The 26646-nt window shown below is 32.9% G+C and carries 26 protein-coding genes and 3 pseudogenes; all 29 read left to right on the plus strand.

The window, feature by feature from the left end; all coding sequences use genetic code 11:
- The first annotated feature begins 148 nt into the window (after positions 1 to 148).
- The 29 genes and pseudogenes from greA to HGPG_RS00530 all read left to right on the plus strand — a co-directional run bounded on the left by greA (position 149) and on the right by HGPG_RS00530 (position 26526).
- Entirely contained in the window at positions 149 to 622 is a 474-nt protein-coding gene (gene greA, locus HGPG_RS00390; protein WP_019124099.1) for a transcription elongation factor GreA, read from the plus strand.
- Between the two features lie 43 nt (positions 623 to 665).
- A complete protein-coding gene (gene lysS / locus HGPG_RS00395) occupies positions 666 to 2555 on the plus strand; it encodes a lysine--tRNA ligase (protein WP_036731333.1) in 1890 nt (629 codons plus the stop codon).
- 63 nt (positions 2556 to 2618) lie between these two features.
- Positions 2619 to 2900, plus strand: a complete 282-nt coding sequence (locus HGPG_RS00400) for a CD1845 family protein (RefSeq protein ID WP_019124101.1) — start codon at positions 2619 to 2621, stop codon at positions 2898 to 2900.
- Positions 2901 to 2983: 83 nt separating this feature from the next.
- A complete protein-coding gene (locus HGPG_RS00405; RefSeq protein WP_001008419.1) occupies positions 2984 to 3757 on the plus strand; it encodes a replication initiator protein A in 774 nt (257 codons plus the stop codon).
- Positions 3754 to 4581 (plus strand): ATP-binding protein, encoded by an 828-nt coding sequence (locus tag HGPG_RS00410; RefSeq protein WP_000793095.1) that lies wholly within the window; start codon positions 3754 to 3756, stop codon positions 4579 to 4581. The genes HGPG_RS00405 and HGPG_RS00410 overlap by 4 nt, the downstream gene beginning before the upstream one ends.
- Positions 4574 to 5059 carry a PcfB family protein gene (locus tag HGPG_RS00415; RefSeq protein WP_000606600.1) on the plus strand — a complete coding sequence of 162 codons (486 nt, stop codon included), beginning with the start codon at positions 4574 to 4576 and terminating at the stop codon, positions 5057 to 5059. Before HGPG_RS00410 ends, HGPG_RS00415 begins: the two co-directional genes overlap by 8 nt.
- A complete protein-coding gene (locus HGPG_RS00420; protein WP_019124102.1) occupies positions 5056 to 5790 on the plus strand; it encodes a phage antirepressor KilAC domain-containing protein in 735 nt (244 codons plus the stop codon). Before HGPG_RS00415 ends, HGPG_RS00420 begins: the two co-directional genes overlap by 4 nt.
- Positions 5783 to 6121, plus strand: a pseudogene (locus tag HGPG_RS00425) (VirD4-like conjugal transfer protein, CD1115 family); the annotation flags it as partial. The gene HGPG_RS00420 and the pseudogene HGPG_RS00425, both read left to right, overlap by 8 nt.
- A 60-nt stretch (positions 6122 to 6181) precedes the next feature.
- On the plus strand, positions 6182 to 8020 hold the full coding sequence (locus HGPG_RS00430) for a DUF4368 domain-containing protein (RefSeq protein ID WP_019107274.1): 1839 nt from the start codon (positions 6182 to 6184) through the stop codon (positions 8018 to 8020).
- A gap of 81 nt (positions 8021 to 8101) precedes the next feature.
- Entirely contained in the window at positions 8102 to 8293 is a 192-nt protein-coding gene (locus HGPG_RS00435) for a TnpW family protein (RefSeq protein ID WP_019107273.1), read from the plus strand.
- Positions 8294 to 8427: 134 nt separating this feature from the next.
- Positions 8428 to 8943: a hypothetical protein gene (locus tag HGPG_RS00440; protein WP_019107272.1), complete on the plus strand. Its 516-nt coding sequence runs from the start codon at positions 8428 to 8430 to the stop codon at positions 8941 to 8943.
- Positions 8944 to 8962: 19 nt separating this feature from the next.
- Entirely contained in the window at positions 8963 to 9178 is a 216-nt protein-coding gene (locus HGPG_RS00445; protein WP_245543871.1) for a hypothetical protein, read from the plus strand.
- Between the two features lie 82 nt (positions 9179 to 9260).
- Positions 9261 to 9581, plus strand: a complete 321-nt coding sequence (locus tag HGPG_RS00450) for a DUF3847 domain-containing protein (RefSeq protein ID WP_019107270.1) — start codon at positions 9261 to 9263, stop codon at positions 9579 to 9581.
- A gap of 241 nt (positions 9582 to 9822) precedes the next feature.
- Positions 9823 to 11283, plus strand: coding sequence for a MobQ family relaxase (gene mobQ / locus HGPG_RS00455; protein WP_019107269.1), 1461 nt, complete (start codon positions 9823 to 9825; stop codon positions 11281 to 11283).
- Between the two features lie 60 nt (positions 11284 to 11343).
- A complete protein-coding gene (locus HGPG_RS00460; protein ID WP_019107268.1) occupies positions 11344 to 11763 on the plus strand; it encodes a nuclear transport factor 2 family protein in 420 nt (139 codons plus the stop codon).
- 20 nt (positions 11764 to 11783) lie between these two features.
- Positions 11784 to 12416, plus strand: a complete 633-nt coding sequence (locus HGPG_RS00465) for a hypothetical protein (protein WP_019107267.1) — start codon at positions 11784 to 11786, stop codon at positions 12414 to 12416.
- Between the two features lie 151 nt (positions 12417 to 12567).
- Positions 12568 to 13236 (plus strand): annotated as a pseudogene (locus HGPG_RS00470) (type IV secretory system conjugative DNA transfer family protein); the annotation flags it as partial.
- A 96-nt stretch (positions 13237 to 13332) separates the two neighbouring features.
- Positions 13333 to 15170 (plus strand): annotated as a pseudogene (locus HGPG_RS00475) (DUF4368 domain-containing protein).
- 75 nt (positions 15171 to 15245) lie between these two features.
- Entirely contained in the window at positions 15246 to 15818 is a 573-nt protein-coding gene (locus HGPG_RS00480; RefSeq protein WP_000079884.1) for a TetR/AcrR family transcriptional regulator, read from the plus strand.
- 50 nt (positions 15819 to 15868) lie between these two features.
- The gene (locus HGPG_RS00485; RefSeq protein WP_000708365.1) at positions 15869 to 16387 is read left to right on the plus strand and encodes a ClbS/DfsB family four-helix bundle protein; all 519 of its coding nucleotides are present in this window, start codon (positions 15869 to 15871) and stop codon (positions 16385 to 16387) included.
- A gap of 140 nt (positions 16388 to 16527) precedes the next feature.
- Positions 16528 to 18267 carry an ABC transporter ATP-binding protein gene (locus HGPG_RS00490; RefSeq protein WP_001114256.1) on the plus strand — a complete coding sequence of 580 codons (1740 nt, stop codon included), beginning with the start codon at positions 16528 to 16530 and terminating at the stop codon, positions 18265 to 18267.
- Complete coding sequence (locus HGPG_RS00495) at positions 18260 to 19969, plus strand: ABC transporter ATP-binding protein (RefSeq protein WP_019124103.1); 1710 nt, start codon at positions 18260 to 18262, stop codon at positions 19967 to 19969. The genes HGPG_RS00490 and HGPG_RS00495 overlap by 8 nt, the downstream gene beginning before the upstream one ends.
- Before the next feature lie 2 nt (positions 19970 to 19971).
- A complete protein-coding gene (locus tag HGPG_RS00500) occupies positions 19972 to 21489 on the plus strand; it encodes an ABC transporter ATP-binding protein (protein WP_019124104.1) in 1518 nt (505 codons plus the stop codon).
- Complete coding sequence (locus HGPG_RS00505) at positions 21479 to 22183, plus strand: energy-coupling factor transporter transmembrane component T (RefSeq protein ID WP_000567178.1); 705 nt, start codon at positions 21479 to 21481, stop codon at positions 22181 to 22183. The genes HGPG_RS00500 and HGPG_RS00505 overlap by 11 nt, the downstream gene beginning before the upstream one ends.
- Positions 22184 to 22193: 10 nt before the next feature.
- The gene (locus tag HGPG_RS00510; RefSeq protein WP_000791750.1) at positions 22194 to 22778 is read left to right on the plus strand and encodes an MptD family putative ECF transporter S component; all 585 of its coding nucleotides are present in this window, start codon (positions 22194 to 22196) and stop codon (positions 22776 to 22778) included.
- A 265-nt stretch (positions 22779 to 23043) separates the two neighbouring features.
- Positions 23044 to 23460 (plus strand): sigma-70 RNA polymerase sigma factor region 4 domain-containing protein, encoded by a 417-nt coding sequence (locus HGPG_RS00515; RefSeq protein WP_019124105.1) that lies wholly within the window; start codon positions 23044 to 23046, stop codon positions 23458 to 23460.
- An 84-nt stretch (positions 23461 to 23544) separates the two neighbouring features.
- Positions 23545 to 23874: a DUF3847 domain-containing protein gene (locus tag HGPG_RS00520; RefSeq protein WP_000712033.1), complete on the plus strand. Its 330-nt coding sequence runs from the start codon at positions 23545 to 23547 to the stop codon at positions 23872 to 23874.
- A gap of 244 nt (positions 23875 to 24118) precedes the next feature.
- Positions 24119 to 25771 carry a MobQ family relaxase gene (gene mobQ, locus HGPG_RS00525; protein ID WP_000852173.1) on the plus strand — a complete coding sequence of 551 codons (1653 nt, stop codon included), beginning with the start codon at positions 24119 to 24121 and terminating at the stop codon, positions 25769 to 25771.
- 2 nt (positions 25772 to 25773) lie between these two features.
- Entirely contained in the window at positions 25774 to 26526 is a 753-nt protein-coding gene (locus HGPG_RS00530) for a putative phage replisome organizer (protein WP_019124106.1), read from the plus strand.
- Positions 26527 to 26646: the final 120 nt, after the last annotated feature.

The following is a 26646-nucleotide window of genomic DNA, read 5'->3' on the forward strand; positions in this document are numbered from 1 at the left end:
GGTTTTTTTGAGAAATTTTATGAAAAAATCATGTAAAAACTTTAAAATCTTGACATAAAGAGAAGTTTCGACTATAATAGCCTAGATTAAAAGGTTTTTGTAAAGGGCGGCTGACGCCTTATTTTTTATATATTGAGGAGAGAGAATTTTGGAAAAAGATATATTTTTCACGCCGGAAGGTCTAGAAAAAATTGAAAATGAAATTGAGTATTTAAAAACAGTTAGAAGAAAGGAAGTTTCTGAGAGAATTAAAGTTGCCCTAGGTTATGGCGACCTTTCTGAAAACTCTGAATACGATGAAGCTAAAAACGAACAAGCACAAGTTGAAGAGAGAATCGCAAAACTTGAAATGATGGTTCGTAATGCAAAGATAATTGACGAAAAAGATTTAAATACAGATGTAGTTAACATTGGTTCCAACGTAAAGGTAAGAGAACTTGAAACTATGGAAGAAGACGAATACACAATTGTTGGTTCAGCAGAAGCAGATCCACTAGAAGGAAAAATTTCTAACGAATCACCAGTTGGCTCAAGACTTATTGGCAATCGCGTTGGCGATGTAGTGGAAGTTGAAGTTCCAGACGGAATTATTAAATATGAAATTTGCGGAATAACTATTTAGGAGGCAATTTGTGAAAAAAACAGAAGATGCAAATCTAAATGAAATGCTTTTGTTAAAGAGACAAAAGCTTGACGAATTAAAAAGCGAAGGCAAGGATCCCTTTGTCAATGAAACCTACGATGTAACTGCTCGCTCCAAGGACATCAAAGAAGAGTTTAAAGAAGATGAAGAGAGAGAAGTTTCCATAGCTGGTCGTGTAATGAGCAAGAGACGCCATGGCAAAATTTGTTTCTTAGATGTGAGAGATTCCTTGGGAACTATTCAAGTTTTTGCAAGAAAGGATGTCCTTGAAGACAAGTACGAAGAAGTAAAGGGACTTGACATTGGAGACATAGTTGGAGTAAAGGGAGTTGTATTTAAGACAGAAGCAGGCGAAATCACAGTTCGTGCAACAGATCTCACTCTACTTTCAAAATCACTTCAAATTCTTCCAGAAAAATTCCACGGTCTAAAGGACCCAGACCTAAGATACAGACAAAGATATGTTGATTTAATTGTAAATCCTGAAGTAAAGGATGTATTTATAAAGAGAAATCAAATTATCAAAAAAATCAGAGAATTTTTAGACAATAAAGGCTTCTTGGAAGTTGAAACACCAATCCTTGGCACAGTAGCAGGTGGAGCAAATGCAAGACCTTTCTACACTCACCACAACACTCTTGACATTGACATGCAACTTAGAATTGCCAACGAGCTTTTCTTAAAGAGATTAATCGTAGGTGGCTTTGAAAAAGTTTATGAAATGGGCAAGATGTTTAGAAACGAAGGAATGGACCCTAAGCACAATCCTGAATTTACTAACATTGAACTTTACCAAGCCTATGTTGACTACGAAGAAATGATGAGAATAACTGAAAACTTATTCGAATATGTAGCCCTTGAAGTTCTTGGAACTGACACAATAAACTACCAAGGCACAGAAATTTCATTAAAGGCACCTTGGAAGAGAATTACCATGATCGACGCAGTTAAAAAATACGCTGACGTAGACTTTAACGAAATTGACACAGATGAAAAGGCTAGAGAAATTGCAAGAGAAAAGGGACTAGAAATTTCAGACCACGACACTTGGGGCAAAATTCTTTCAGAAATGTTTGAAGAATTCTGCGAAGAACACCTAGTTGAACCAACTTTTGTAATTGGTCACCCAGTAGAAGTTTCTCCACTTGCGAAGAGAAATCCAAAGGACCCAAGACTTACACAAAGATTTGAAGCCTTCATAAACACTTGGGAATTTGCCAACGCCTTCTCTGAACTTAACGACCCAATCGACCAAAGAGAAAGATTTGAAGCACAAGTAGCTGAAAAAGAAGCAGGCGATGACGAAGCTCATCCAATGGATTCAGACTTCATAAACGCAATTGAAGTAGGCCTTCCACCAACAGGTGGACTTGGAATTGGCGTTGACAGAATGATTGTACTTTTGACAGACCAACCATCCATTAGAGATGTACTTTTATTCCCAACAATGAAGCCAATAGGCTTAGAAAAGGCAGAAAATGGGGGTTTGTCAAAAGAAACTTACGAAACTTACGACAAACTTACGACAGAAGAAATTGACCTTTCAAAAGTGAAAGTTGAACCATTATTTGAAGATATGGTAGACTTTGAAACTTTCTCAAAATCTGATTTTAGAGTTGTAAAGGTTAAATACTGCGAAGAAGTTCCTAAGTCAAAAAAACTTTTGAAATTTACATTAGATGATGGTTCTGAAAAAGAAAGAGTTATTTTATCTGGTATTAAGGAATATTACAGCGCAGAGAGCTTAATTGGAAAGACACTACTTGCAATTTGTAATCTTCCTCCTCGTAAGATGATGGGAATCGACTCAGAAGGTATGATTATATCTGCAATTTGTGAGTATGACGGTGAAGAAAAACTTAACTTAATAATGCTGGATGATAATATTCCAGCAGGATCAAAATTATATTAAAGGACACGCTAATTATGAAACTGGGGTTTGTTATGAATCCCAGTTTAATTTTTAGGAGTATGTATGAGATGGATAATTAGAATAATTTTATTGCCGATAAGATTAGTGTTTAGTTTGCTCATAGCTTTTTTAACCTTCATATTAAGTTTGAGTACTGCGTTGTTAAGCGTGGTTTCTACTTTGATTTTTATAATTGGAATAGCTAGCATTTTTCAAGGAGACAAGCAAATTGTAATTGAAGCACTAATATTAGCATTTTTATTTAGTCCATTTGGATTACCTAAATTAGGTATATATGTTATTGGATTATTAGAATTATTAAACTATACAATAAAATCAATTTGAAGAAAAATAAATATAAGACAACCGTAGACGATAGAAAGCAATAATTCTGTCGTCTTTTTTTATTTTAAAGAAAGGAGGTAGGAATGAATTTTGATTATTTTTATAATAGGCAATCTGAAATGTATAACTTCATTAGGTTACCTATGGTATTAATGGAAGATGAGATTTTTGAGAGCATTTCTATTGAAGCTAAAGTTTTGTATTCATATATGCTTAATCGAATGGGTCTTTCATATAAAAATGGCTGGATAGATGAAGATGGAAAAGTCTTTATTTACTACACAATGGATGCTATTAAAGAGCAATTTAACTGTGCTAATGATAAAGCCTTAAAGATTATAAATGAGCTTGATATAAAATCAGGAATTGGATTGATAGAAAAGAAAAGACAAGGACTTGGAAAACCAAATAGGATATATGTTAAAGATTTTATGAGTGTTTTCTCCGATTCAAATAATAGAAATCCAGATTTCCGAAAAGCAGAAGTCCAGACTTCCGATAATCGGAATTCAAGAACTCCGAATAACAGACTTCAAGATTTCCGAAAATCGGAAGGTAACTATAACAATATTAGTAATAATGAGTTAAGAAAGAATGATTTTAGTAAAGGGCAAAAGCCTTATGGAATATATAAAAACATATTTTTGACTGATGAAGAATACAAGGACTTAACAAATGAGTTAGGAAGCAGAATTAGTGAATATATTAATAGGTTGTCGTCATATATGAAAGCAAATAACAGAGTGTATCAAGATCACAAGGCAACGATAATCAATTGGTATCTTACTGATCAGGCAAAAAACATTAATGATAATACAACAAGAAAAATGAATTACGATATAGGAGAGAGTTTATGAAGAACTTAAAAGATTTTGTATTAAGAGAAAATGATATTGAAAGAAATGGACATATTTATTGCAAAGTATGTGGTAAAAGAGTCGATGGAGAATTACTTGACATTGGATTTACAAAGTTTATTCCAAGAATTAAATGTGAATGTGAAATAAAAAGAGATAAGGAAAATGCAGAAAGAGAAATATTAACGAGAATATCATCGCTAAAAAGAGATTGCTTCTCATCGCCTATCCAACACCAATATACTTTTGAGAGATTCTTAAATGAAAAAGGTCAAGCCTACAAGGTTGCCTATAATTATGCCAAAAGCTTTGAGCAAATGAAGGAAGACAATGTTGGACTTTTATTTTATGGAGATGTTGGCAGTGGTAAAACTTATCTTGCTTGTTCTATTGCAAATGAATTAATCGAAAGAAAACAAGTTAAAGTTAAGATTATGAATTTATCTCAGGTTATAAATCAAATACAAAAATCAGCATTTAAGCTAGATTCAAATGAAATTATCAGTAACCTCTCTAATATTCCTTTGTTAATCTTAGATGACCTTGGAATTGAAAGGGATACATCTTATGCAAGAGAACAAGTATATAACATTATAAACTCAAGATACTTAAAGGGTAGGCCGACAATTTTTACTACAAACTTATCATTGGAAATTATTCAAAATCCTAATATTGACCTTGAGTATCAGAGGATATATTCAAGAATACTTGAAATGACAATACCAGTTAAAGTTACGGGAGAAGATTTTAGAAGAAAAATACATCAAGAGAAGTTAAGAAAATACAAAGAGTTACTTTTATATGGAGGTGGAATAGATGATTAATGAAGAAGTATCTAGGTCGAGTCTTAACCTTGAAGTAAGACTTGCAAAAGCAACAAGTAAAGCAATTCTTGATGCCTTAAAGAAAGTACACAAGCAAATAGAAGAACAAGGAGGCTTGAAAAATGTAATAAAAAATAACGGAGAAGAAGTAAAACTAAAGGACATGGTTAAAAAGGGACAGTTAGAAGAAATTAATCTAAAAGATCCTGAGTTAAAAGAACTAAAGAAAATTTTAAATAAACACGGAGTGAAGTTTTCTGTTATGAAAGATAAAGAAACTGGCAACCACTCTGTGTTTTTTCAATCTAAGGATATAAAAGTTATGGAACACGCCTTTAAAAAAGCAGTTAAGGCTTCTGAAAGAAAGGCCGATAGAAAAGATTCGATAACGAAGACAATAAATAAGTTTAAAGATATGGCTAAGGACACAATTAGTAAAGATAAAGTTAAAAATAAACATAAGGAGCAAAGCTTATGATAAGTAATTTAAAAACATTTGAAAATAAGAATTTTGGGAAACTCACTGTTATAGAAAAAGACGGTGAGTTTTTCTTTATAGCAAATGAAGTAGCAGCTATGCTAGGATATGTCAATCCAAGAAAAGCTATTTATGACCATGTAGATGAAGAAGATAAGGGTGTAACGAAATGGAACACCCCTGGAGGAATACAGAATATTTCAATAATTAATGAGTCAGGATTGTATTCACTTATCCTCTCATCAAAACTACCACAAGCAAAAATATTCAAAGCTTGGGTAACTAGAGAAGTCTTACCAAGTATTAGAAAAAATGGAGGATATATAGCTGGTCAAGAAAAGAAAACTAACGAAGAGCTACTTGCAGATGCAATTCTGGTTGCCAATAGAATTATTGCCGAAAGAGAAGAAGAGATTGAAGAATTAAGACCAAAGGCAGACTATTATGACAAATTAGTAGATTATAACCTACTTACAAACTTTAGAAATACTGCCAAAGAGTTAGGAATACCACAAAATCAGTTGATAAGTTTTCTAATGGATAAGGGATTAATTTACAGAGATAAGAAAAAGAAACTTCTACCTTATGCAGATAAGAACAAGGGATATTTTGAAGTAAAAGAATGGGTTGATCCACTTGGTACACTTGTAGGCATACAGACATTTATAACACCAAAGGGAAGGCATTACCTACTAATTTTATTAGATAGTGAAGGTTTCTACGATGAATAAGATATTAAAAGCCATTCTTTCTGATATTAAAAACCTAATTAAAATAGACAATCCAAAGAAATTTATATTATCAAACATTCCTTATTTATCCTTTTTCTACATTGGAAATATCTTTTCTAAGCACATCAATTCTTATGTTGGAGGAGATATTATTGATAGATTAATGGTGGGAATTTCTGATATAGGAACTTTATCTTATATACCAAGCCTTAATCCAAGGAACTTGTTAGTGGGTATTTCAGTTGCCGCTCTTGTTAAGCTAATTGTTTATAGCAAAGGTAAAAATAAAAAGAAATATAGGCAAGGCAAGGAATATGGATCTGCAAGATGGGTTGCATAATATTAACTGAACAGGAGTGATATATAGACACGAGAAAAGGAGGATAATGCCATGATAGAATATCATAACAAAATCACAGCACTATACTCCCGCCTTTCAGTTGGTGATGAAGATAGAGACGGTGGCGAGAGTAATAGTATTGTCAATCAAAAAGCATTTTTAGAAAGGTATGCAAGAGATAAAAAGCTGATAAACATTCGCCACTATATCGACGATGATGAAAGCGGTAGGTTCTTTGACCGCTCCGCCTATACACAGATGATAAGCGATGTGGAAAGTGGTAAAATCGGCATTGTCATTATGAAAGATATGACGAGATGGGGAAGAGATTATCTTCAAGTCGGAAACGCTATGGAGATATTTAGAAGAAACAATGTACGCTTTATCGCCATCAACAACGGTATAGACAGCATTGACCAAAATACATTGGAATTTGCCCCATTTATCAACATCATGTCAGAGTGGTATGCAAGAGACATCAGCAAGAAAGTAAAGACAGGAATAAAGACCAAAGGAGCAGACGGAAAGCCTGTTGCAACAGAAGCCCCATACGGCTATATAAAAGACCCTGATAACAAAGATTATTGGATAGTCGATAAAGAAGCTGCCGAAGTTGTAAAACTCATTTTCAGGCTATTTATGGAGGGAAAAAACAGAAATCAGATAGCTTTTTACCTGAAAGAAAAAGAAATACTAACCCCAACCTTTTATATGAAAAGACAAGATAGAGGAACAGCTAAAAACAAACCACTAAATGAAGAAAATAGATATAACTGGAACAAAGCAACCATAACACGCATACTGAAAAGACAAGAGTATTGTGGTGATGTAGTCAACTTCAAGACCGAAAAGCATTACAGAGATAAGAGAAACCACTATGTAGATAAAAGCAAATGGCAAATAACAGAAAATGTGCATGAGCCAATAATAGATAGAACTACCTTTGAAAATGTAGAGCGTATGTTAAAAAATGCACCTGTAAAAAGACCAAACGGAGATGGAGAAATTCACGCACTTTCAGGCTTGATGTACTGTAAAGATTGCGGAACAAAAATGCACATTCGCACCATACACAAAAATGGAAGAGTACAGCATGTAACCTATTGCAGTGAATATGCCAAAGGGAAAGCAAAGCACCCCAAATGCAACTCCCCACACCGCATTGATGTTGATGAGGTTATGGAAAATATTGCAGAAGTCTTGCGAAAGATAGCACAGTATTCTTTGGAAAACAAAGCAGATTTTGAGAAACTTGTAAAAGGGAGTCTGTATAAAGAACAGACCGAAGAATTCAAGAAAAATCAAAAGCGTATGCCACAAATCACAGATCGAATGGAACAGATAGAAAGAGTGATGAATAAACTCTATGAAGATAATGCACTTGGAAATATGGATACAGAACGCTATGAACAGTTATCAAGAAAGTATGCTGAAGAATACTACACCTTAAAAGCAGAAAAAGAAGAAATCAAAGAACGCTTATCCGAATGTGAAAATGCAAACCAAAGAGCAAAGAAATTTATCAGACTTGCAGAAAGCTATTCCAACTTTGAAGAACTTACCCCTACCATTATCAATGAGTTTATCAGTAAAATCGTAGTGCATGAAAGAGATGTAAAAAGAGCAAAATATGTAGTTCAACGAATAGAGGTTTATTTTAACTATATCGGAAAATTTGAAAATGAACTTACAAAACAGATAGAGCCGACAAAAGAAGAAATGATACAGATGAGGGAAGAAATAGAAGAAGCAAAGAGAGAAAAATCACGAGCTTATCATAGGGCATATTCTAAAGCATACAGAGCCAAAAATCTTGAAAAGTGCCGAGAGTATGAAAAATTAAAAGCAAGAGAATACAGAGCAAAAAAGAAACTACAAGCAACAACCTAAAACCAAATATTAATTAATCGCAAAAGAGGTTTCCTAATCACAGGAAATCTTTTTTTTGTGCAAGTCGAAAGGAGGAACTAAATGGCAGAAAATGAGAAAACAGATATTAAAGAAATACAAGCAGAACAACATCAAAAGCCCGATGGCATTCTTACAAAGAAGATAAATGGAAAGACCTTTGTAACAGAGATATATTTTGACAAAAAGAGCAAAGAAACATTTCAAGATAAACTGTTTAAGGTAATACATTCTAAAAAGAATGAAAAACAATAAATAGGTATACCACTCCTACAATATAAAAGACAAAAATAATTGAATCCAGATAAAAAATGATAGAAAAAATAACTAAAAAGTGGTATAATAAAGTATGATTATATTCAAAAACTAAATGAACGGAGGAACAAAAAATGGGGTTATTCGGACTGTTTGGAGGAAAAAAAGAAGTTGAATTAGATAAAGCAAAAAGCGATAAAAACAAGGCATTAATGAGAGAAATCTTTGATAGGAAAGTAGATAATGGCTCAGAATATAGAATAATCTATGCTTATTCAGAAGATATAGGTGGAGCTAATTTTGCGGTACTTCGTACGGTTTCCTATAAGTATAGAAGTTTTATACTTGGCTACAAGGAAAGTGATTTAAGTTTAGTTTTCCTTGAGGTAAGCCCTGATTTAACTCAGGTTGGTGAAGCACTTCTTTATAGACCACAAGATATAAAGAAAACTAATTTCACCAAGATGGTAGGTTCATATTATCTACAATACGGAAACTCATTCAAGAAAGAATTTTTCAACTTTTTTGTTCCTGAGACTATTGGCGATATAGTAAATCATGATTGGTATGATGAAGAAACATTCACTTATATTGACCAAAGAGAAGAACATAGTGGTTGGGTAGATTTTTGGAATAAATTTTGCAAATAAAAGGTAAAGTATAATGAGTATGTTACCAAATTATATTTTGGCTTTTATATTTGCAGTATTTCTCATATATAGCTATATAAATATAAAAGTTAAAAAAGCTAAAGTTAGTAACGGATGTCTTTATGGAATAGGCATAGTTGTTGCAGTATTGCTACTTGGAATGTCTATTTACGGTATAATATTTAATATCCCATTAGGGCAAGTGCAGATGCTAATAGAAAATAGCTTTAAATAAAAAATAGATATATGAAACAGTAAATCAAATTCGGTTTACTGTTTTTTATTTGCTCAAAATTAGAAAGAGAGGAAATGAGAAAATGAAGAACATAGAAGAAAAAATCTTAATGGCAGATGAAGAAATCAAGCAGTTACAAAACAAAAGGAAAAAGCTCATCAGTCAGCAGAAACAGGAAGAAAGAAAAAAGAGAGATAAAAGAATATATGAAAAAGGAGCAGTCTTTGAAAGTATCTTTACAGAAAGCAAAAATCTAACCAAAGATGAATTTTATCAGTTAATCACATCTTTAATTCGTAAAGAGGAAGCCAATCTCAAAATACAAAAAATTATAGAAAGCAGAGAAGAAAGCGAAGTTGAAAATATAGAAAAAGAAGATGAAGAAACGGGGATAGAGGAATAGTCCCTTGTTTACAAGGGCGCACATATACACCTTAGCAGGTGCGTGCGTTCTCCGAAGGCTCTTAGCAGAGGGCATATCAGCTAACGCTGATACAGGGGAACTACATTCCCCTACGTAAATAAATTTCCTACCCCTTGTGTACTTACCAAAAGAAATCGGATAAAAAGCAATCCGATTTCTTTAGGAAGTCTTATCTATCGCCACATCAAAGTATCAGAAAAACGAAAGGAGGTTTTCTCTTATGGCGATATATCATCTTTGTATAAAGATTATTTCAAGAGGTAAAGGCAAAAGTGCAGTAGCAGCTTCCGCCTATCGAAGTGGCGAAAAAATAAAAAATGAATACGATGGCGAACTGCATGACTTTACAAGAAAAGGCGGAATAGCACATACTGAAATTCTTTTACCACAAAATGCACCACAGGAATTTTTAGATAGAGGGACATTGTGGAACAGTGTTGAGAAAATAGAAAAAAGTAAAAACTCACAGCTTGCAAGAGAAATTGAAGTAGCCTTACCTAAAGAATTAGACCGAGAGAAACAAATAAATCTTGTACGAGAATATGTAAAAGAAAATTTTGTAAAAGTAGGTATGTGTGCCGACATTGCCCTACATGATAAAAATGATGGAAACCCACATTGTCATATATTACTTACCATGCGACCACTAAACGAAGATACAACATGGGGAGCAAAATCAAAAAAGGAATATATCCTTGATGAAAATGGAGAAAAAGTAAAACTTAAAAATGGTAATTACAAAACAAGAAAGATAAATACAACAGATTGGAACGAGCAAGACAAGGCAGAAGAATGGCGAAAAGCATGGGCAGATATTACAAACAAATATCTTGAAGAAAACAGCATACAGGAGAAAGTAGATCATCGTTCTTATCAAAGACAAGGGATAGAACAAATACCGACCATTCATTTAGGAGTGTCAGCAACCCAAATGGAGAAGAAAGGCATAGCCACAGACAGAGGAAATATCAACCGAGAAATCAAACATCAAAATATGATTTTAAGAGAAATTTCAAGAAGAATAAAGGCATTACTAAATTGGATAAGAGGAATAGGAAAAGAAGAAAAAATAGAAAACGAAAATACAAAGTCCACCCTCCCACCCAAAGAAAATCTGTTGTCAATCTTTGAAAATCTTATTCATAAAAACGCAGATAACAATAATGCAGATTTGGAGAAATATATTGAAAGTTATCAGCTACTCAAAGAGAAAAACATCACTTCATTATCCGAGCTTAAAGAAAATATAGTTATCCTTAGAGATAAGAATTATAAGACAACACGAGCCTTAAAAGATACCGAGAAGAAGATTGATGAAAAAACACAACTCATCGACCAATCAGAAAAATATTTGAAGTATAAGGACACCTACAAAGTCTATGCACAATTAAAGAAAAGAAAACAGGAAGATTTTTATAATGAGCATACAGCAGAGATTATTTTATTTGAAAGTGCTAAGAAATATTTGAAAGACCATTTAGGAGAAAGCAAGACCTTAGCCATCAGTAAATGGGAACCAGAAGTTGCCACTTTGAAGAAAGAGAAAAAGAGCCTTTACAATCAAATATTAGAGATAAGAGAAGAAGTAGAACAAGCAGAAAAAGTTAAGACCTGTATAGAGCAGTTACAGGAACACGAAAAGCAACTATCACAGGTAAAGCGGAACGAGTTAGACCTATAAAACTAAGTGAAAAAATGGTATAATAATATATAAATATTTGATTTTGGAGGTGCTAAATATATGGATGAAAGAGAAAAAATCATTCGTTTATGGTTTGATATGTGGCTTGAACAACAAGACTTAGGGATAGATGAAATTTTTTCAGATGATGTAATTTATGTTGAAAGTTGGTGTCCAAAGTATGAAAATCGTCAAACTGTAAAGCACTGGTTTAATGAATGGAATACAAGAGGAACAGTGCTTGCGTGGGATATAAAGCAATTTTTTCATAAGGATAATCAAACCATTGTAGAATGGCACTTCAAAAATAAAATGAATGAAGGGAAAGTTGAAGAATTTGACGGTATTTCTTTGATTGTTTGGACAGCCGATAATAAGATAAAAACATTGAAAGAGTTTGGTTGTAATTGCAATAACTACAATCCTTATAAACAGAGTAAAAGTCCATTATTTAGAGATGAAAAAGTAAATTGGTTTTGAGGAGATGAAATATAACGAAAATGGAGTTAAGAGATGATAGAAAATCATATATAAAAATATTTTTAATTGGAATATTGGTGGGATGTATTACTCGATTATTAGATTACTGCTCATTAGATACTTTATGGAGTTGGTCTTCTGTTCAAACACTATTAGGATTTTGGATGATTTCAAATACTGTAATAGTAGTAAAAAGTTCATCTAATAAGTGTGCAGGAATTAGCTCATTCTTATATATGTTTGGAATGACATTGAGCTTTTATGGATTGCAAGCTATTCTTGGTATGTTTATTCCAATGTTTTCGGATGGATTTCGTTTTTCTTTATTTATAATGTTTACTATTTTGTCTATACCATGTGCGATTGCAGCGTTTGTACTTTATTATTGGAATAGAGATAAATTTTATAACTCTATTTTATATTCGTTGCCTGTAGGAGCATTATTTTCTGAAACGGTAGCTATAGCAATAAAATTTTACATGACACATACTTTTCTATTTCAGTTACTAATGGATGGAATAGGAACTATTGCTTTCGGAGTATTATTTTTTAGAAGAGTGAAAAATCGCTATGTTTACTTATTTTCTATAATCATAAGTTTCTTAGTATTTTACTTTATTCTATATCATAGAGAAGTTCTTACATGGTTATAGTGATTTTACTTGCGTAATTTATAAAAATAGTAATTTATACGAAACTAAAACAAGAACAGTAAATCAAAAAAGGTTTACTGTTTTTCTTTGTCTAAAAGTTAAAATGCCATTGTAGAAAAAGCATCCATAAATATAAAAAGGCACTTGACAAAACGCTTCCTGGGGAGAAAGTAAGGATATTGCTCCATATATTGATCCAAAGTTTGAAAATAATGTTCTTATAACTAATACCGAAAGACTTACAATGAACTCAAGACCTAAAAACCCTAAATACGCTAGAAATAAAAATGTATTAGTAATAGGAGGTTCTGGATCAGGTAAAACAAGATTTTATGTAAAGCCAAATCTAATGCAAATGCACTCTTCTTATGTAGTAACAGACCCTAAGGGGACACTTGTATTAGAGTGTGGAAAAATGTTATATGAAAATGGATATGACATAAAGATTTTGAACACAATAAACTTTAAAAAGTCTATGAAATACAATCCATTTGCTTATCTTCGATCAGAAAAAGATATTTTAAAACTTGTGCAAACAATCATTGCTAACACAAAGGGAGATGGAGAAAAGGCAGGAGAAGATTTCTGGGTAAAGGCTGAGAAGTTATATTACACTGCCCTCATCGGTTATATTTATTATGAAGCACCTGAAGAAGAAAAGAATTTTAAAACACTCTTAGATATGATTGACGCAAGTGAGGTTAGAGAAGATGACGAAACCTATATGAACCCAATTGATAGGCTCTTTGAAGCTCTTGAAAAGAAAGATCCAAGTCATTTTGCAGTTAAGCAATATAAGAAATATAAACTGGCAGCAGGAGTAATAGAATTAAGGAGAACACTTAATCACTATTTTAGTGAAATATGTACTTCTTAATTCTTTTTTTATTGAAAAATTAAGAGAAAGGGGGTAAAAATGAGGAATTTTGAAAAGATAACAGCACTCTATGAGAGATTAAGTCGTGATGATGAACTGCAAGGAGAGAGTAACTCTATCATCAATCAGAAAAAAATATTGGAAGAATACGCAAGCAAAAATAATTTGTCAAACATCATTCACTTTACAGATGATGGAATCAGTGGAACGCAGTTTGACAGACCGGGATTTATGGCAATGATGAACGGAGTCAATCAAGGAAATATTGGTTGTATCATTGTAAAAGATATGAGCAGACTTGGCAGAGATTATCTCAAAGTCGGTCAATGTATGGAGATACTAAGACAAAAGGGCGTAAGACTAATCGCTATCAATGACAATGTAGATAGTTTTTACAGAGAAGATGATTTTACCCCTTTTAGAAATATCATGAACGAATGGTATGCAAGAGATACATCAAGAAAAATCCAATCGACTTTCAGGTCAAAAGGCGAAAGTGGGAAACATACTGCAAGTACACCGCCTTATGGCTATATCAAAGATGAAAAAGATAAAAACAAGTGGATAGTAGATGAAAAAGCAGCAGAGATAGTAAGGCGAATATTTAACCTGACCATGCAAGGAAATGGTCCGTATCGAATAGCAAAGATATTGGAGAGTGAAAAAGTAGATATACCAGCCTATCATCAACAGAAATTAGGCTATGGACTATATCAAAGCAAAAACTTTGAACATCCCTATCGTTGGTGCAGCTCAACCATAGCAAGCATTTTAAAGAAACAGGAATACTTGGGACATACAGTCAATTTCAAAACAAGAAAACACTTCAAGGACAAGAAAAGCAAATATGTATCCGAGGATAACTGGCTTATTTTTGAAAATACACACGAGCCAATTATAGATCAAGAAACCTTTGACAATGTGCAAAGGATAAGAGGAAATGTAAAAAGGTATCCTGACGGTTGGGGAGAATATCACCCACTCACAGGACTGATGTATTGTGCAGATTGTGGAAGTAAAATGTATGTTCATAGAACAAGCAATTACAAAAATATACCCTATTACACTTGCAGTGCCTATACTAAAACACCTTGTGGCATGCTTTGTCCATCAGCACACAGAATAAAAGCGGAAGTAGTCTTAAATTTAATACAAGACACACTAAAAGATATTAAAAAATACCTTGATGAAGATAATGAAGCCTTTATCTGTTCCATTCAAAATGAAATGGAAGAAAAAGAAAAAATAGAGATAGAAAAGAAAAAGGTAAGATTAACGGAAAGCCAAAACAGACTTAGGGAACTCGAACGACTTATGTGCAGAATTTACGAAGATATGATCCTTAACAAAATACCAAATAGCAGATATGAGATACTAAACAATCAATATGAAACAGAGCAGATAACTTTAAGCAAAGAGATCAAAGATTTAGAGCAGCAGGTATCAAGATATGAAAAAGAAACAGACAGAGCAAGAAAATTTATATCTCTTATCAGTCGTTATGAAAACTTTGATGAACTTACAACTACAATGATAAATGAGTTTGTAGAAAAGATTATCGTACATGAAAGAGATAGAAAAGGAAGTCAGACATCAAAGCAAAAGATAGAAATTTACTTTAATTTCATAGGTAATTACGAACTACCACAGGCGGAGTTAAGCGAAGAAAAAAACAAAAACTTGAGGAAGAAGAAAGAAAAATCGAAGAAAGAAAAGACAAGCTACATCAAAATTACCTAAAGCGTAAAGCGAGTGGAAAACAGAAAGAGTATGAAGATAAATATAAGGCAAGAAGAGAACAGAAGAAACAGGAGAAAATAAAGGTTTTGAAAAGAGTGGGGATACCGGTGAGTGAGTATATAAAAACAAATATTTAAATCTATCTTGACAAATATTGAATTTTAATTTATTATTAAATATAGATTCAGTATTGGAATAGAAAGAGGTGTGCTATGGCACAAGTATTAAAAGAAGAAGTTAGAAATAGAATACTCGAAGCAGCAGAAAAAGTATTTTATAAAAAGGATTATAGAGGTGCCAAATTAACAGAAATTGCAAAAGAAGCAGATATTCCTGTGGCACTAATTTATACCTATTTCAAAAATAAGGCAGTTTTGTTTGATGCAGTAGTAAGTTCTGTTTATATAAACTTCGAGTCAGCTTTTAATGAGGAAGAATCTTTGGAAAAAGGTTCTGCTTCTGAAAGGTTTGATGAAGTTGGAGAAAATTATATTCATGAACTTTTAAAAGATCGTAAGAAGTTAATTATTTTAATGGATAAAAGCTCAGGTACAAAGCATACAGAAGCAAAACAAAAACTCATATCGCAAATGCAGGTTCATATTGAAGTAAGTTTAAAAAGACAATCGAAACAGGAATATGATCCAATGCTTGCCCATATTTTAGCCAGTAACTTTACAGAGGGACTTCTTGAAATAGCAAGGCATTATCAAAGTGAAAAGTGGGCAAAAGATATGCTAAAACTTATTGCAAAGTGTTATTACAAGGGAGTGGAATCATTGTAAGTTGATTTGATATTTAAATGCGATAAATTTAAATTTTTGGAGGAGATATTTTGAAGATATATAAAGATAAAGAAGAACTGAAATCTGAGATAAATAAAAGTTTTGAAAAGTATATTTCTGAATTTGATATTATTCCTGAATCTCTCAAAGATAAGAGAGTCCCTGAAGTTGACAGAACACCAGCAGAAAATCTTGCTTATCAACTCGGATGGACAACATTAGTTTTGAAATGGGAAAAAGATGAGAAAAACGGTTTTGAAGTAAAGACACCGTCGGATATGTTTAAATGGAATCAACTTGGAGAATTATATCAGTGGTTTACCGATACTTATGCTCATTTATCGATAGAAGAATTAAAGAAACGATTGAAAGAAAATATTATATCTATCTATACAATGATTGATACACTAAGTGAAGAAGAATTATTTCAACCGCATATGAGAAAATGGGCTGATGAAGCTACTAAAACAGCGACATGGGAAGTTTATAAGTTTATTCATGTTAATACGGTTGCCCCTTTTGGAACGTTTAGAACTAAGATTAGAAAATGGAAAAAGATTGTGCTATAATTTTTGATTTGCTGATACAGTAATTTAAAAAAATATAGTGATCGGATAAAATAGACTTTGCGTAATCAGCAAAGTCTTACTTTAAACCTTAATACTGAATTAAAATTCAATATTATTCAATTTTGAAAGGAGAGTTGTTCATGCCGGAAAAAGAATTAAGGAAAAAAGTGATTGGGAAAAATAGTTTATCCAATTCACTTCTTGCTTTAAAAATAGTATTTGATTTGATACCACAAATCTTACTTGTATATTTGATTAGTTCTTTAATCACAAACAATATTAACGAAGGTAATTTAAAGTATATATTCTTGGGAATCTTTATATCGTTTGTATTAAAAGGAGTGTTTTATTATTTTGCAACAAAGGTTGCCCATGAGAAAGCATACGAAAAATTAACAGAACTTAGGTTAGATATTATCGGTCATCTGAAAAAACTAAGTTTGGGATTCTTTAAAGAACATAATACAGGAGAGCTTACCAACATTGTTCAACATGATGTAGAGCAAGTGGAAGTATACCTTGCCCATGGTCTTCCTGAAATAATGGCAGTTACACTTCTGCCTACCATTATTTTTGTAGCTATGATTTTTGTTGATTGGCGTCTTGCTCTTGGAATGATTGCTGGAGTTCCACTCATGTATTTGGTAAAAGTTCTTTCACAGAAAACAATGGATAAAAACTTTGCTATTTACTTTAACCATGAAAATAAGATGAGAGAAGAGCTAATGGAATATGTAAAAAATATTTCTGTGATTAAGGCTTTTGCTAAAGAAGAGGAGATTAGTGAAAGAACATTAAAAACGGCAAGAGAATATATTTACTGGGTTAAAAAGAGCATGGGAGCAATTACAATTCCAATGGGACTCATTGACATATTTATGGAAATTGGAGTAGTTATTGTCATGATTTTGGGAAGTATATTTCTTTACTATGGAAATATTACAACCCCTAATTTTATACTTGCCATTATTTTATCGTCTGCTTTTACTGCATCTATAAGTAAGACGGCTACATTGCAACATTTTTCTATTGTGTTTAAGGAAGCACTAAAGGCGATTGGAAAAGTTTTAACAGTTCCGCTTCCAAAGAAAAAGACAGAACAAGGTTTAGAATTTGGAAATATAGAATTTAAAGATGTGAATTTTGCATACGGAAAAGATAGCTTTGAGCTTAAAAATATCAATTTGAATTTTAAGAAAAATAGTTTGAACGCCTTTGTAGGAGCAAGTGGTTGTGGGAAAAGTACTGTATCTAATTTGCTTATGGGATTTTGGGATGCAGATGAAGGACAAATACTGATAAATGGAAAAGATATAAAAGAATATAGTCAAGAAAATATCTCAATGCTGATTGGTAGTGTGCAACAAGAAGTTATCCTTTTTGATTTAAGTATTTTTGAAAATATAGCAATTGGAAAACTAAATGCAACAAAAGAAGAAGTCATAGAAGCTGCTAAAAAAGCAAGATGCCATGATTTTATTTCAGCATTGCCAAATGGATATGAAACACGAGTAGGTGAAATGGGAGTTAAGTTATCTGGTGGAGAAAAACAAAGAATCTCCATAGCAAGAATGATACTGAAAAATGCACCGATTTTAATATTAGATGAAGCAATGGCAGCTGTTGATAGTGAAAATGAAAGACTAATCGGCGAAGCAATTGACGATTTAAGCAAGGATAAAACCATTATTACAATTGCTCATCATCTAAACACAATTAGAGATTCAGACCAAATTATAGTTATGGATAAGGGTGTTGTTCTTGATGCAGGAAGCCATGAAGAGTTGATGAAAAGATGTGAGTTCTATAAGGATATGGTTGAAGCACAGAACAAGGTAGATAGATGGAATTTGAAAGAGGTGGTAACAGAAAATGTTTAGAGAAATGTTAAAGCTGCTTACAAAAACCGGCAAGAGAGATTTGATTATATCAAGTGTATTCTTTGCCCTTTATGGACTAAGCTCCATAGCCATGATTGTTATCGTATTTTCTATACTGTTTCAGATATTTGATGGGACGAGTTTAGCAAGTTTATATAAAGGTTTTATTGCAATTGGGTTACTTGTAGTATTCAAAGGCATTTGTAATATGGTTGCAGATATGAAAAAGCATAGTGCAGGTTTTGATATTGTTCAGCAAATCAGAGAACGCATGATTATTAAATTGAAAAAATTCAGTTTGGGATTTTATACCAATGAAAGACTGGGAGAGATTAATACAATTTTACACAAAGATGTTGATAATATGTCTCTTGTTGTAGGACACATGTGGTCGAGAATGTTTGGCGATTTTTTGATAGGTGCAGTCGTATTTATCGGTCTTGCAAGTATTGATTTCAAACTTGCTATTCTAATGGCTGTATCTGTTCCGATTGCACTTGTCTTTCTATATCTGACAATTAAGCAATCTGAAAGAATAGAGAATCAGAATAATTCAGCACTTCTTGATATGGTTAGCTTATTTGTTGAATATGTTAGAGGAATACCTGTACTAAAGAGTTTTTCAAACAATAAAAGCTTGGATAATGAGCTTATGAACAAGACAAAAAAGTTTGGAGAAACAAGCAAAGTAGCTTCAAGATTCAAGGCAAAACAGCTATCTATATTTGGGTTTTTACTGGATATTGGATATTTAGTTCTTTTAATTGCAGGAGCAATACTTGTTATAAAGGGAAGTCTTGATGTACTTAATTTTATTATCTTTGCAGTAATTTCAAAAGAGTTTTATAAGCCGTTCGCTTCTATGGAACAACACTATATGTACTATGTTTCGGCGGTGGACAGTTATGAAAGACTTTCAAGAATTTTATATGCAGATGTAATCCCGGATAAAGTGAATGGGATTATTCCGAAAGATAATGATATAGCTTTTGAAAACATAGATTTTTCCTATGAAAAAGATGAATTTAAAATGGAAAAATTGAGCTTTTCTATTGCTGAAAAAACAATGACAGCCTTAGTTGGAGAATCAGGTAGTGGAAAGACTACTATAACCAACTTGCTTTTAAGATTTTATGATGTGCATAAAGGAAAAATCACCCTAGGAGGAACTGATATAAGGGATATTCCTTATGATGAGCTTTTAGATCGTATTAGTATTGTCATGCAAAATGTTCAGTTGTTTGATAATACCATTGAAGAAAATATCAAGGTAGGTAAAAAAGGAGCAACGAAAGAAGAAATCATTGAAGCTGCAAAGAAAGCGAGAATACATGATTTCATTATGAGTTTACCAAAAGGTTATGAAACTGATATTGGAGAAAATGGTGGGATTTTATCAGGTGGACAGAGACAAAGAATATCTATTGCAAGAGCTTTTCTAAAGGATGCACCTATTTTAATTCTTGATGAAATGACAAGTAATGTTGATCCTGTAAATGAATCTTTGATACAAGATGCTATTACAGAACTTGCAAAGAATAGAACTGTACTTGTAGTGGCTCATCATTTAAAAACCATTCAAAAAGCTGACCAAATTCTCGTATTTCAAAAAGGAAATTTACTTGAAAAAGGAAAGCATGGGGAACTTCTTGAGAAAGATGGTTACTACACAAAATTATGGAAAGCTCAGTACGGGGTATAATCATGATTTTGTTAAAAGATGTTTCTTATGAATGGGAAGATGGGCGAACTGCTTTAAAAAATATCAATCTTGAAATTAAAAAAGGTGAATTTGTTTTAATTTCAGGGAAAAGTGGAAGTGGTAAAAGCACTCTTGGAAGTGTAATGAATGGTCTTATACCACATTATTACAAAGGCAAAATGAAAGGAGAAGCCTTTGTGTCCGGAAAAGATATAAGCAAATTATTACTTCATGAAATAGGGCATATTGTAGGGACTGTTTTTCAAGATCCAAGAAGTCAGTTTTTTACGACAACTACAGATGAAGAAATAGCTTTTGGTCTTCAAACGATTTGTAAATCAAGAGAGGAAATCAAACAGAGAGTAGAAGAAGTATATGAAGAATTGGATATTGAGGAACTGAAAGGAAAATCTGTTTTTGAATTATCGAGCGGACAGAAACAAAAGATAGCTATTGCAAGCATCTATGCGATGAATCCGAAAGTTTTAATTTTAGATGAACCTTCAGCAAATTTGGATATGAAAGCAACATTTGACCTGTTTTTAATTTTGGAGAAATTAAAGAAAAAAGGAACAACAGTTGTTCTAATTGAGCATCGTTTGTACTATGTAAAATCTTTATTTGACCGTTTTCTTTTGGTGAAAGATGGAGAGATTGCACAGGACTTGAGTCAGGAAGAAGTTATCCGTCTTGAAGGGGAGTTTTGGGATGAAAATGGACTAAGAACTCTTGAATTAGAAGAATACAGGATAAGTGAGAAGAAAGATTTATATCAATTAAATGATGAAAGTATCAACGGTAAAGGCTTGAAATTTTGCTATCCGAATGTAGCTAAGGATGGAAAGAAGAAAAAACACTACATTTTAAATCATCTTGATTTCAATATGGAGTACGGAAAAGCCATTGGTCTTATCGGCTTAAATGGCACCGGAAAAACTACCTTTGCAAGAGTACTTTCAGGACTTGAGAAGATAGAAGAGGGAAAAATATGGGCGAGGAAAGATAAGTCGATTAATCATAAAGATTTAATGGATATGTCATATTTTGTTTTTCAAGATTCAGACTATCAGTTGTTTTCGGAAAGTGTACTTGATGAAATGCTACTTGGTATTTCAAGTAAAGATAAAAAAGAAAATACTCAAAAGGCAAAGTCTATTTTGAGTGTACTTGGCTTAGACAAATACATTGATAAGCATCCGTTTGCTTTATCAAGAGGAGAAAAACAAAGATTGACAATAGCTTGTGGAATGATGAAACAGGCAAAGATTTTCATCTATGATGAACCAACATCAGGTTGTGATAAAGACTCAATGCTTTCGGTGGCAAAATTGATTGAAGAACAATTAAAAAATGGGACAACAGTCTTGGTAATAAGTCATGATTTTGAGTTTTTAGCAAACACAGTAAGCGATCTGTGGGTAATGGGAGATGGAAAAATAGAAACTGTTTTAGATATGAGTGAAAGTAACAAATTTCTCATATTAGACAAGATGAGAGGAGGTAGAGAACTTGATAGATAGAAAAACAGTCGATCCGAGAATAAAACTTATTCTACTTCCAATTGCCTCCTTTACCAGCTTTTTTATAAGCGATACAATCCTACTTTTCGGACTGATTGTCTTTGCCTTTTTTCTGTATGTATACAGTAGTATGTGGAAAAGAGCATTACGCTTTATTTTGTTTTTTGTGCTTTTATACTGCATAGAGTTAGGGCTTGGAAAGTTTCGTGAAGCAAGTATCGTATTTGCAATATATATGTTTATTTACTTTGCATCAAGGATGACCTTAATTGCTATGTTTGGTGGATATATAACAAAGACTACAAGTGTAAGTGAAATGCTTGAAGCATTAAATAGAATGAAAGTACCAAGAAGCATTGGTATACCTTTTAGTGTTTTGCTTAGGTTTGTACCAACTATAAGAATAGAACTCAAGGCATTAAAAGAGAATATGAAGATTCGAGGAATCGTAACAAGTAGATTTTTCCCGTTGCTACATCCATTTAAATATATTGAATATACGCTTGTTCCACTTTTAATGAGGATGATTAAGATTTCAGATGAACTGTCAGCTTCAGCACTCATTAGAGGACTTGATAGTGATGAGAACAGGGTTACATTGACAAAATTGAGGTTTAGATGGGCGGATTTGTTGATTGGACTATTAGGAGCTTTGATGATTGCTCTTGTGATAGTAATACAGAAAATTTATTAGGAGGACTTTTATGAAAAACAAATTAAATGGTCGTGATTTTATTACAATCGGAATCTTTAATGCAATTGGAATTGTCATATACATGGTGGTTGCATTTGCTATGGCAACAACAGTGATTGGAGGATTTATTGCTTCAGGAGTTAGCTTTATGGTAGCTGCTACCGTTTATATACTTATGGCTTTGAAAGTTAAAAAGAAGGGCGTATTTACAATATCAGGAACGCTTCTTGGTTTAATTGCATTGTCAGGAGGACATTTGCCTCATGCAGTCTTTGCTGTAATCGGTGGAATTATATGTGATTTGATTATAGGAAATTATGAGAGCAAGGGACGAATGATTATTGGATATGGGATATTTGCATTAGCAGATTTTTTAGGAACAGTAATTCCTGTGATTTTATTCGGGACAGCTTCTTTTGTGGAAAGAGCATCAAAATGGAAAATGAGCGAAGCACAAATAAATGAAGCATTATCTTATTTCAAAGTTTCGTGGGCAGTAGGATTTGGCTTGATAACTTTTGTTCTTGCTTGCATAGGAGCATTCGTTGCAACAAAGATACTCAAAAAGCATTTTGAAAAAGCAGGAGTGATTTAATAATAAATTTACTTAGGAGGGAAAATAATGGAGGGATAATTATGTCAAAACTTATAGTTTCGGTTTTCACAGAACGATATAATTATCCTTTTTTATTCTTGGAATTGCTTACACATAGCAATAATACTTTACCAGAAACAACAAAATAGAAAATTATATAAAACATTAGTTTTTAAGCCGAGAGGACTTTTTACGTCAAAGTGTAGAAGTCCTCCTTTTTTATTCTCAAAACCAAAACAGAGAACTTAAAAAGGAGGATGACTAAGTGGCAAAGAAAGAATATTACCTTTATGTAAAAGGCAAAGCCGTACCTGTAAGTGAAGAAGTCTACAAAGCCTATTGGAAGATAACAGAGCATGAAAAGTATCTCCAAAGAAAAGATTGGAAGCATAATGTAATACCATTTTCGGCACTGGATCATGATGGACACTGTGTAGATAACATCATAGATGAAAAGATAGACTTAGAAAAAATTGTAGAAGTAAAAATGCGAATTGAAGAACTTCATAGAGCATTAAATACTCTTTCAAAAGAAGAACGAGAGTTGATGGAAGCCATCTTCTACAAAGAAGAAAGTCTAAGGTCAATCAGCAGAAGAGAGATAGTTACACATCAAGCAATCAGTGGGAGGAGGGATAGGATTTTAGAAAAACTGAGAAAGATTTTAGAAGATAAAATCTAAAAACTTGGAAAGGTTAAGTGTCAAAAAAAGGTGCTTAACCTTTCTTTATGGAAACAAGCAGATACCAAAACGGAGGAATGAAAAATGAAGAAAGAAAACACATTACAGGAAGTACAGGAACAAATTTCTGAACTTCAGCAAGAAAGAGAAAAGTGCGATGTGAAGCTGAAACAATTACAAAATCAAGGCAAGAAATTAGAAAAACTTGCAAACGAAAAGGAACGAAAAAGAAGAAATCATAGGCTCATACAAAGAGGCTTGATAGTAGAAAGAGTCATTAAAAATCCTATCATGTTTACTAACGATGAGATAGAAGAATTACTTAAAGTTGCTACTCACACAAAAGAATACAGACAAGCCTATGAAGAAATGATAAATGGGAAAGATATGGAAGATGAAACAGAGATAGAGTAGATAAAATAAAAAACCATAGTTTTTTCAGAAGCTCCCTGCAAGGGCAAAAAGCTTCGCAGAACGCAAAGCACCCTTTAGGGTGTATAATTGCGCCCTTAGAAAAACTAAGGGATTTTAGCAAGTCTTTAAAAATCCAAAACTTAATAAAAACATACGGATAAAGTAGATAGGAAAAGATACAAAAAATAACCTGTCTGCTTTTTCCTTTACCTGAAAACAAACAAAAAATGAAAGGAGCTTAAAAGTGGCAGAAACATTTCACTTTAATATTTCTATGATAAGCAGAGGAAAAAGTAAATCGGCAGTTGCAAGTGCAGCATATATCTCTTGTGAGAAAATCAAAAATGAATGGGACGGAGAAGTTCACGATTACCATAATAAAAAGGGACTTTTACATTCAGAAATCTTCTTGCCGGAGAATGTTCCCATAGCATTAAAAGATAGAACTACATTATGGAACAGCGTTGAACTAAATGAGAAAGCAAGCAATGCACAGCTTGCAAGAAATTTTATCATTGCTCTACCAAAAGAATTATCCTTTGAAGAAAACAAGAAACTCATTACCGACTTCATACAAGAACATTTTGTATCAAAAGGAATGATAGCAGACCTTGCAATTCATGATGAAAGTGATGAAGAAAATAACAATATCCATGCACATATTATGACTACTCTTAGACCGATTAATAAAAAAGGAGAGTGGCTGGCAAAAAGCAAAAAAGAATATGTTCTTGATGAAAAGGGAGAAAAGATAAAACTAAAAAGTGGTAATTACAAAACAAGAAAAGTAGAGCTGACAGACTGGAACGATAAAGGCAACGCAGAGAAATGGAGAAAGAATTTTGCAAGCCTTTGTAATCAGTATTTAGAAAAAAATCATCAGGAAAAGAGAGTAGATCATCGTTCCTACAAAAGACAAGGGATAGAAGAAATCCCAACCATTCACATGGGAGCAAGTGCCAGTGCCTTAGAGAAAAAAGGAATCGAAACCGACAAAGGAAATATCAATAGAGAAATCAAAAAGCATAACTCTTTAGTAAAAGCCATCAAGAACAAGATAAAAGAAATCACCTCTTGGATAGACTCTTTACTTGGAAATCTGCAAGCAAAATACGATGAGTATAAACAGACCAAGAAAGATGAACTGGAGAACAAAGCGGAACTCTTTAACCTCTATGAGTATATTTCTATCTACAACGAGATACAGGGAGAAAAAACAAAAAATTTATCCTACTACGGACAGATAAAAAAGGGAAATGCAGACCTAAAGAGATTTGTAAAAGCAATCTACTATTTGAAAGATAATCATCTTCAAACCATAGCAGACCTACAAGGAAAAGTCTTTGAACTGGCAAAGCAAAGTAAAAAGATAAGTGGTGATATTCAAGATAAAACACAAAGAATAAAAGACCTAAATCAATGTGTAAGCTGCATAGACGCTATCAGAGAAAACAAAGAAGTCTATCAGGAATACAAAAGCAAGACACTATTCAAAGACAGTTTTTACAATTCCCATAAAAAAGAAATAGACAGATACCAAAGAGCAAGAAAGATCATAGAAAAATTTACCGGGACATCAGCTATAAAGTCGAGTGATTGGCAGAAAGAAATATCAAGCCTTGAAAATCAGATACAAGAGCTAACCAAAGATAAAGCTAAAGTTCAAGACGAATTTAAGCAGATAGACCATATCAAATATGCAGTAAAGATTGTCAATGAAGAGTATGGAATAGACCTAAGCATAGAGATAGACAAGGCAATTAAGAGAGGAGATAAACCAAGTGTGATTGCACAACTGAAAAAATTCCAAGAGCAAGAGGAAATAAAGGGGCAGTACAAACAAAAAGCCAAGGAAAAGGCTAAAGAAAATTATAAAAATAAAGGGGAGGAAAGATAAAAATGGCAGACAACAGAAGATACTATTGGTTAAAATTGAAAGAAGATTTTTTTACAGATAAGAGAATCAAAAGGCTAAGAAAAATATCAGGAGGAGATACCTATACAATCATCTATCTTAAATTGCTTTTACTTAGCTTAAAAGATAGTGGGAAGCTGTATTATGATGGAGTAGAAACAGACTTTATCAAAGAGATTGCCTTAACGATTGATGAAACGGAAGATGATGTAATGGTTACAGTAAATTATATTATAGCACAAGGCTTGATGGAGATAATCACAGAAAATGACGAGTATTTTTTAACAGAAATCCCAAGTCTTATAGGTTCAGAAACAGCTTCTACAAGGCGTTCAAGAAAATCGAGAGGACAAAAAGCGTTGCAATGCAACACTGGTGCAACACCTTGCAACCTTTTGCAACAAAACTGCAACGGAGATATAGAGATAGATAAAGAGATAGATATAGAGTTAGAAAAAGAGGGGGAGATAGAAAAAATATCCCCCAACCTTTATGGAGAATATAAAAATGTTTCCTTAACCGATGAAGAATATGGGAAGTTAAAGGATAAAATGCAAGGTCATAGGGAAGAAATGATAGAGAAGCTGTCAACCTATATGCAAAGCACGGGAAGAAACTATAAAGATCATTATGCGACCTTAGTTCATTGGTATGAGCAAGATAAAGTTAAATTAAAAGAAAGCCATAAATCAAAAATATATACCCTTGAAGATTATGACAAGGGGGAACACTTGTAGACCTCGTACAAGACGGTGGGAAGGTGTTTTTAGAGCGTTAATGATAAAATAGGTATCAGACTATAGCTAAGTGTAAAATATGGCTTAAAATTGCAGTATGGAAAAAATATCGTATTTATG

The organism is Peptoniphilus grossensis ph5, from assembly GCF_000311825.1.
Taxonomy (GTDB): Bacteria; Bacillota; Clostridia; order Tissierellales; family Peptoniphilaceae; genus Peptoniphilus_A; species Peptoniphilus_A hominis.

Excerpts from the sequence above, each read along its gene's own strand:
- lysS (WP_036731333.1), top strand. The coding sequence starts at position 666 with ATGCTTTTGTTAAAGAGACAAAAGCTTGACGAATTAAAAAGCGAAGGC.
- HGPG_RS00400 (WP_019124101.1), top strand. The coding sequence starts at position 2,619 with ATGAGATGGATAATTAGAATAATTTTATTGCCGATAAGATTAGTGTTT.
- HGPG_RS00405 (WP_001008419.1), top strand. The coding sequence starts at position 2,984 with ATGAATTTTGATTATTTTTATAATAGGCAATCTGAAATGTATAACTTC.
- HGPG_RS00410 (WP_000793095.1), top strand. The coding sequence starts at position 3,754 with ATGAAGAACTTAAAAGATTTTGTATTAAGAGAAAATGATATTGAAAGA.
- HGPG_RS00415 (WP_000606600.1), top strand. The coding sequence starts at position 4,574 with ATGATTAATGAAGAAGTATCTAGGTCGAGTCTTAACCTTGAAGTAAGA.
- HGPG_RS00420 (WP_019124102.1), top strand. The coding sequence starts at position 5,056 with ATGATAAGTAATTTAAAAACATTTGAAAATAAGAATTTTGGGAAACTC.
- HGPG_RS00430 (WP_019107274.1), top strand. The coding sequence starts at position 6,182 with ATGATAGAATATCATAACAAAATCACAGCACTATACTCCCGCCTTTCA.
- HGPG_RS00435 (WP_019107273.1), top strand. The coding sequence starts at position 8,102 with ATGGCAGAAAATGAGAAAACAGATATTAAAGAAATACAAGCAGAACAA.
- HGPG_RS00440 (WP_019107272.1), top strand. The coding sequence starts at position 8,428 with ATGGGGTTATTCGGACTGTTTGGAGGAAAAAAAGAAGTTGAATTAGAT.
- HGPG_RS00445 (WP_245543871.1), top strand. The coding sequence starts at position 8,963 with ATGTTACCAAATTATATTTTGGCTTTTATATTTGCAGTATTTCTCATA.
- HGPG_RS00450 (WP_019107270.1), top strand. The coding sequence starts at position 9,261 with ATGAAGAACATAGAAGAAAAAATCTTAATGGCAGATGAAGAAATCAAG.
- mobQ (WP_019107269.1), top strand. The coding sequence starts at position 9,823 with ATGGCGATATATCATCTTTGTATAAAGATTATTTCAAGAGGTAAAGGC.
- HGPG_RS00460 (WP_019107268.1), top strand. The coding sequence starts at position 11,344 with ATGGATGAAAGAGAAAAAATCATTCGTTTATGGTTTGATATGTGGCTT.
- HGPG_RS00465 (WP_019107267.1), top strand. The coding sequence starts at position 11,784 with ATGGAGTTAAGAGATGATAGAAAATCATATATAAAAATATTTTTAATT.
- HGPG_RS00480 (WP_000079884.1), top strand. The coding sequence starts at position 15,246 with ATGGCACAAGTATTAAAAGAAGAAGTTAGAAATAGAATACTCGAAGCA.
- HGPG_RS00490 (WP_001114256.1), top strand. The coding sequence starts at position 16,528 with ATGCCGGAAAAAGAATTAAGGAAAAAAGTGATTGGGAAAAATAGTTTA.
- HGPG_RS00495 (WP_019124103.1), top strand. The coding sequence starts at position 18,260 with ATGTTTAGAGAAATGTTAAAGCTGCTTACAAAAACCGGCAAGAGAGAT.
- HGPG_RS00500 (WP_019124104.1), top strand. The coding sequence starts at position 19,972 with ATGATTTTGTTAAAAGATGTTTCTTATGAATGGGAAGATGGGCGAACT.
- HGPG_RS00510 (WP_000791750.1), top strand. The coding sequence starts at position 22,194 with ATGAAAAACAAATTAAATGGTCGTGATTTTATTACAATCGGAATCTTT.
- HGPG_RS00520 (WP_000712033.1), top strand. The coding sequence starts at position 23,545 with ATGAAGAAAGAAAACACATTACAGGAAGTACAGGAACAAATTTCTGAA.
- HGPG_RS00530 (WP_019124106.1), top strand. The coding sequence starts at position 25,774 with ATGGCAGACAACAGAAGATACTATTGGTTAAAATTGAAAGAAGATTTT.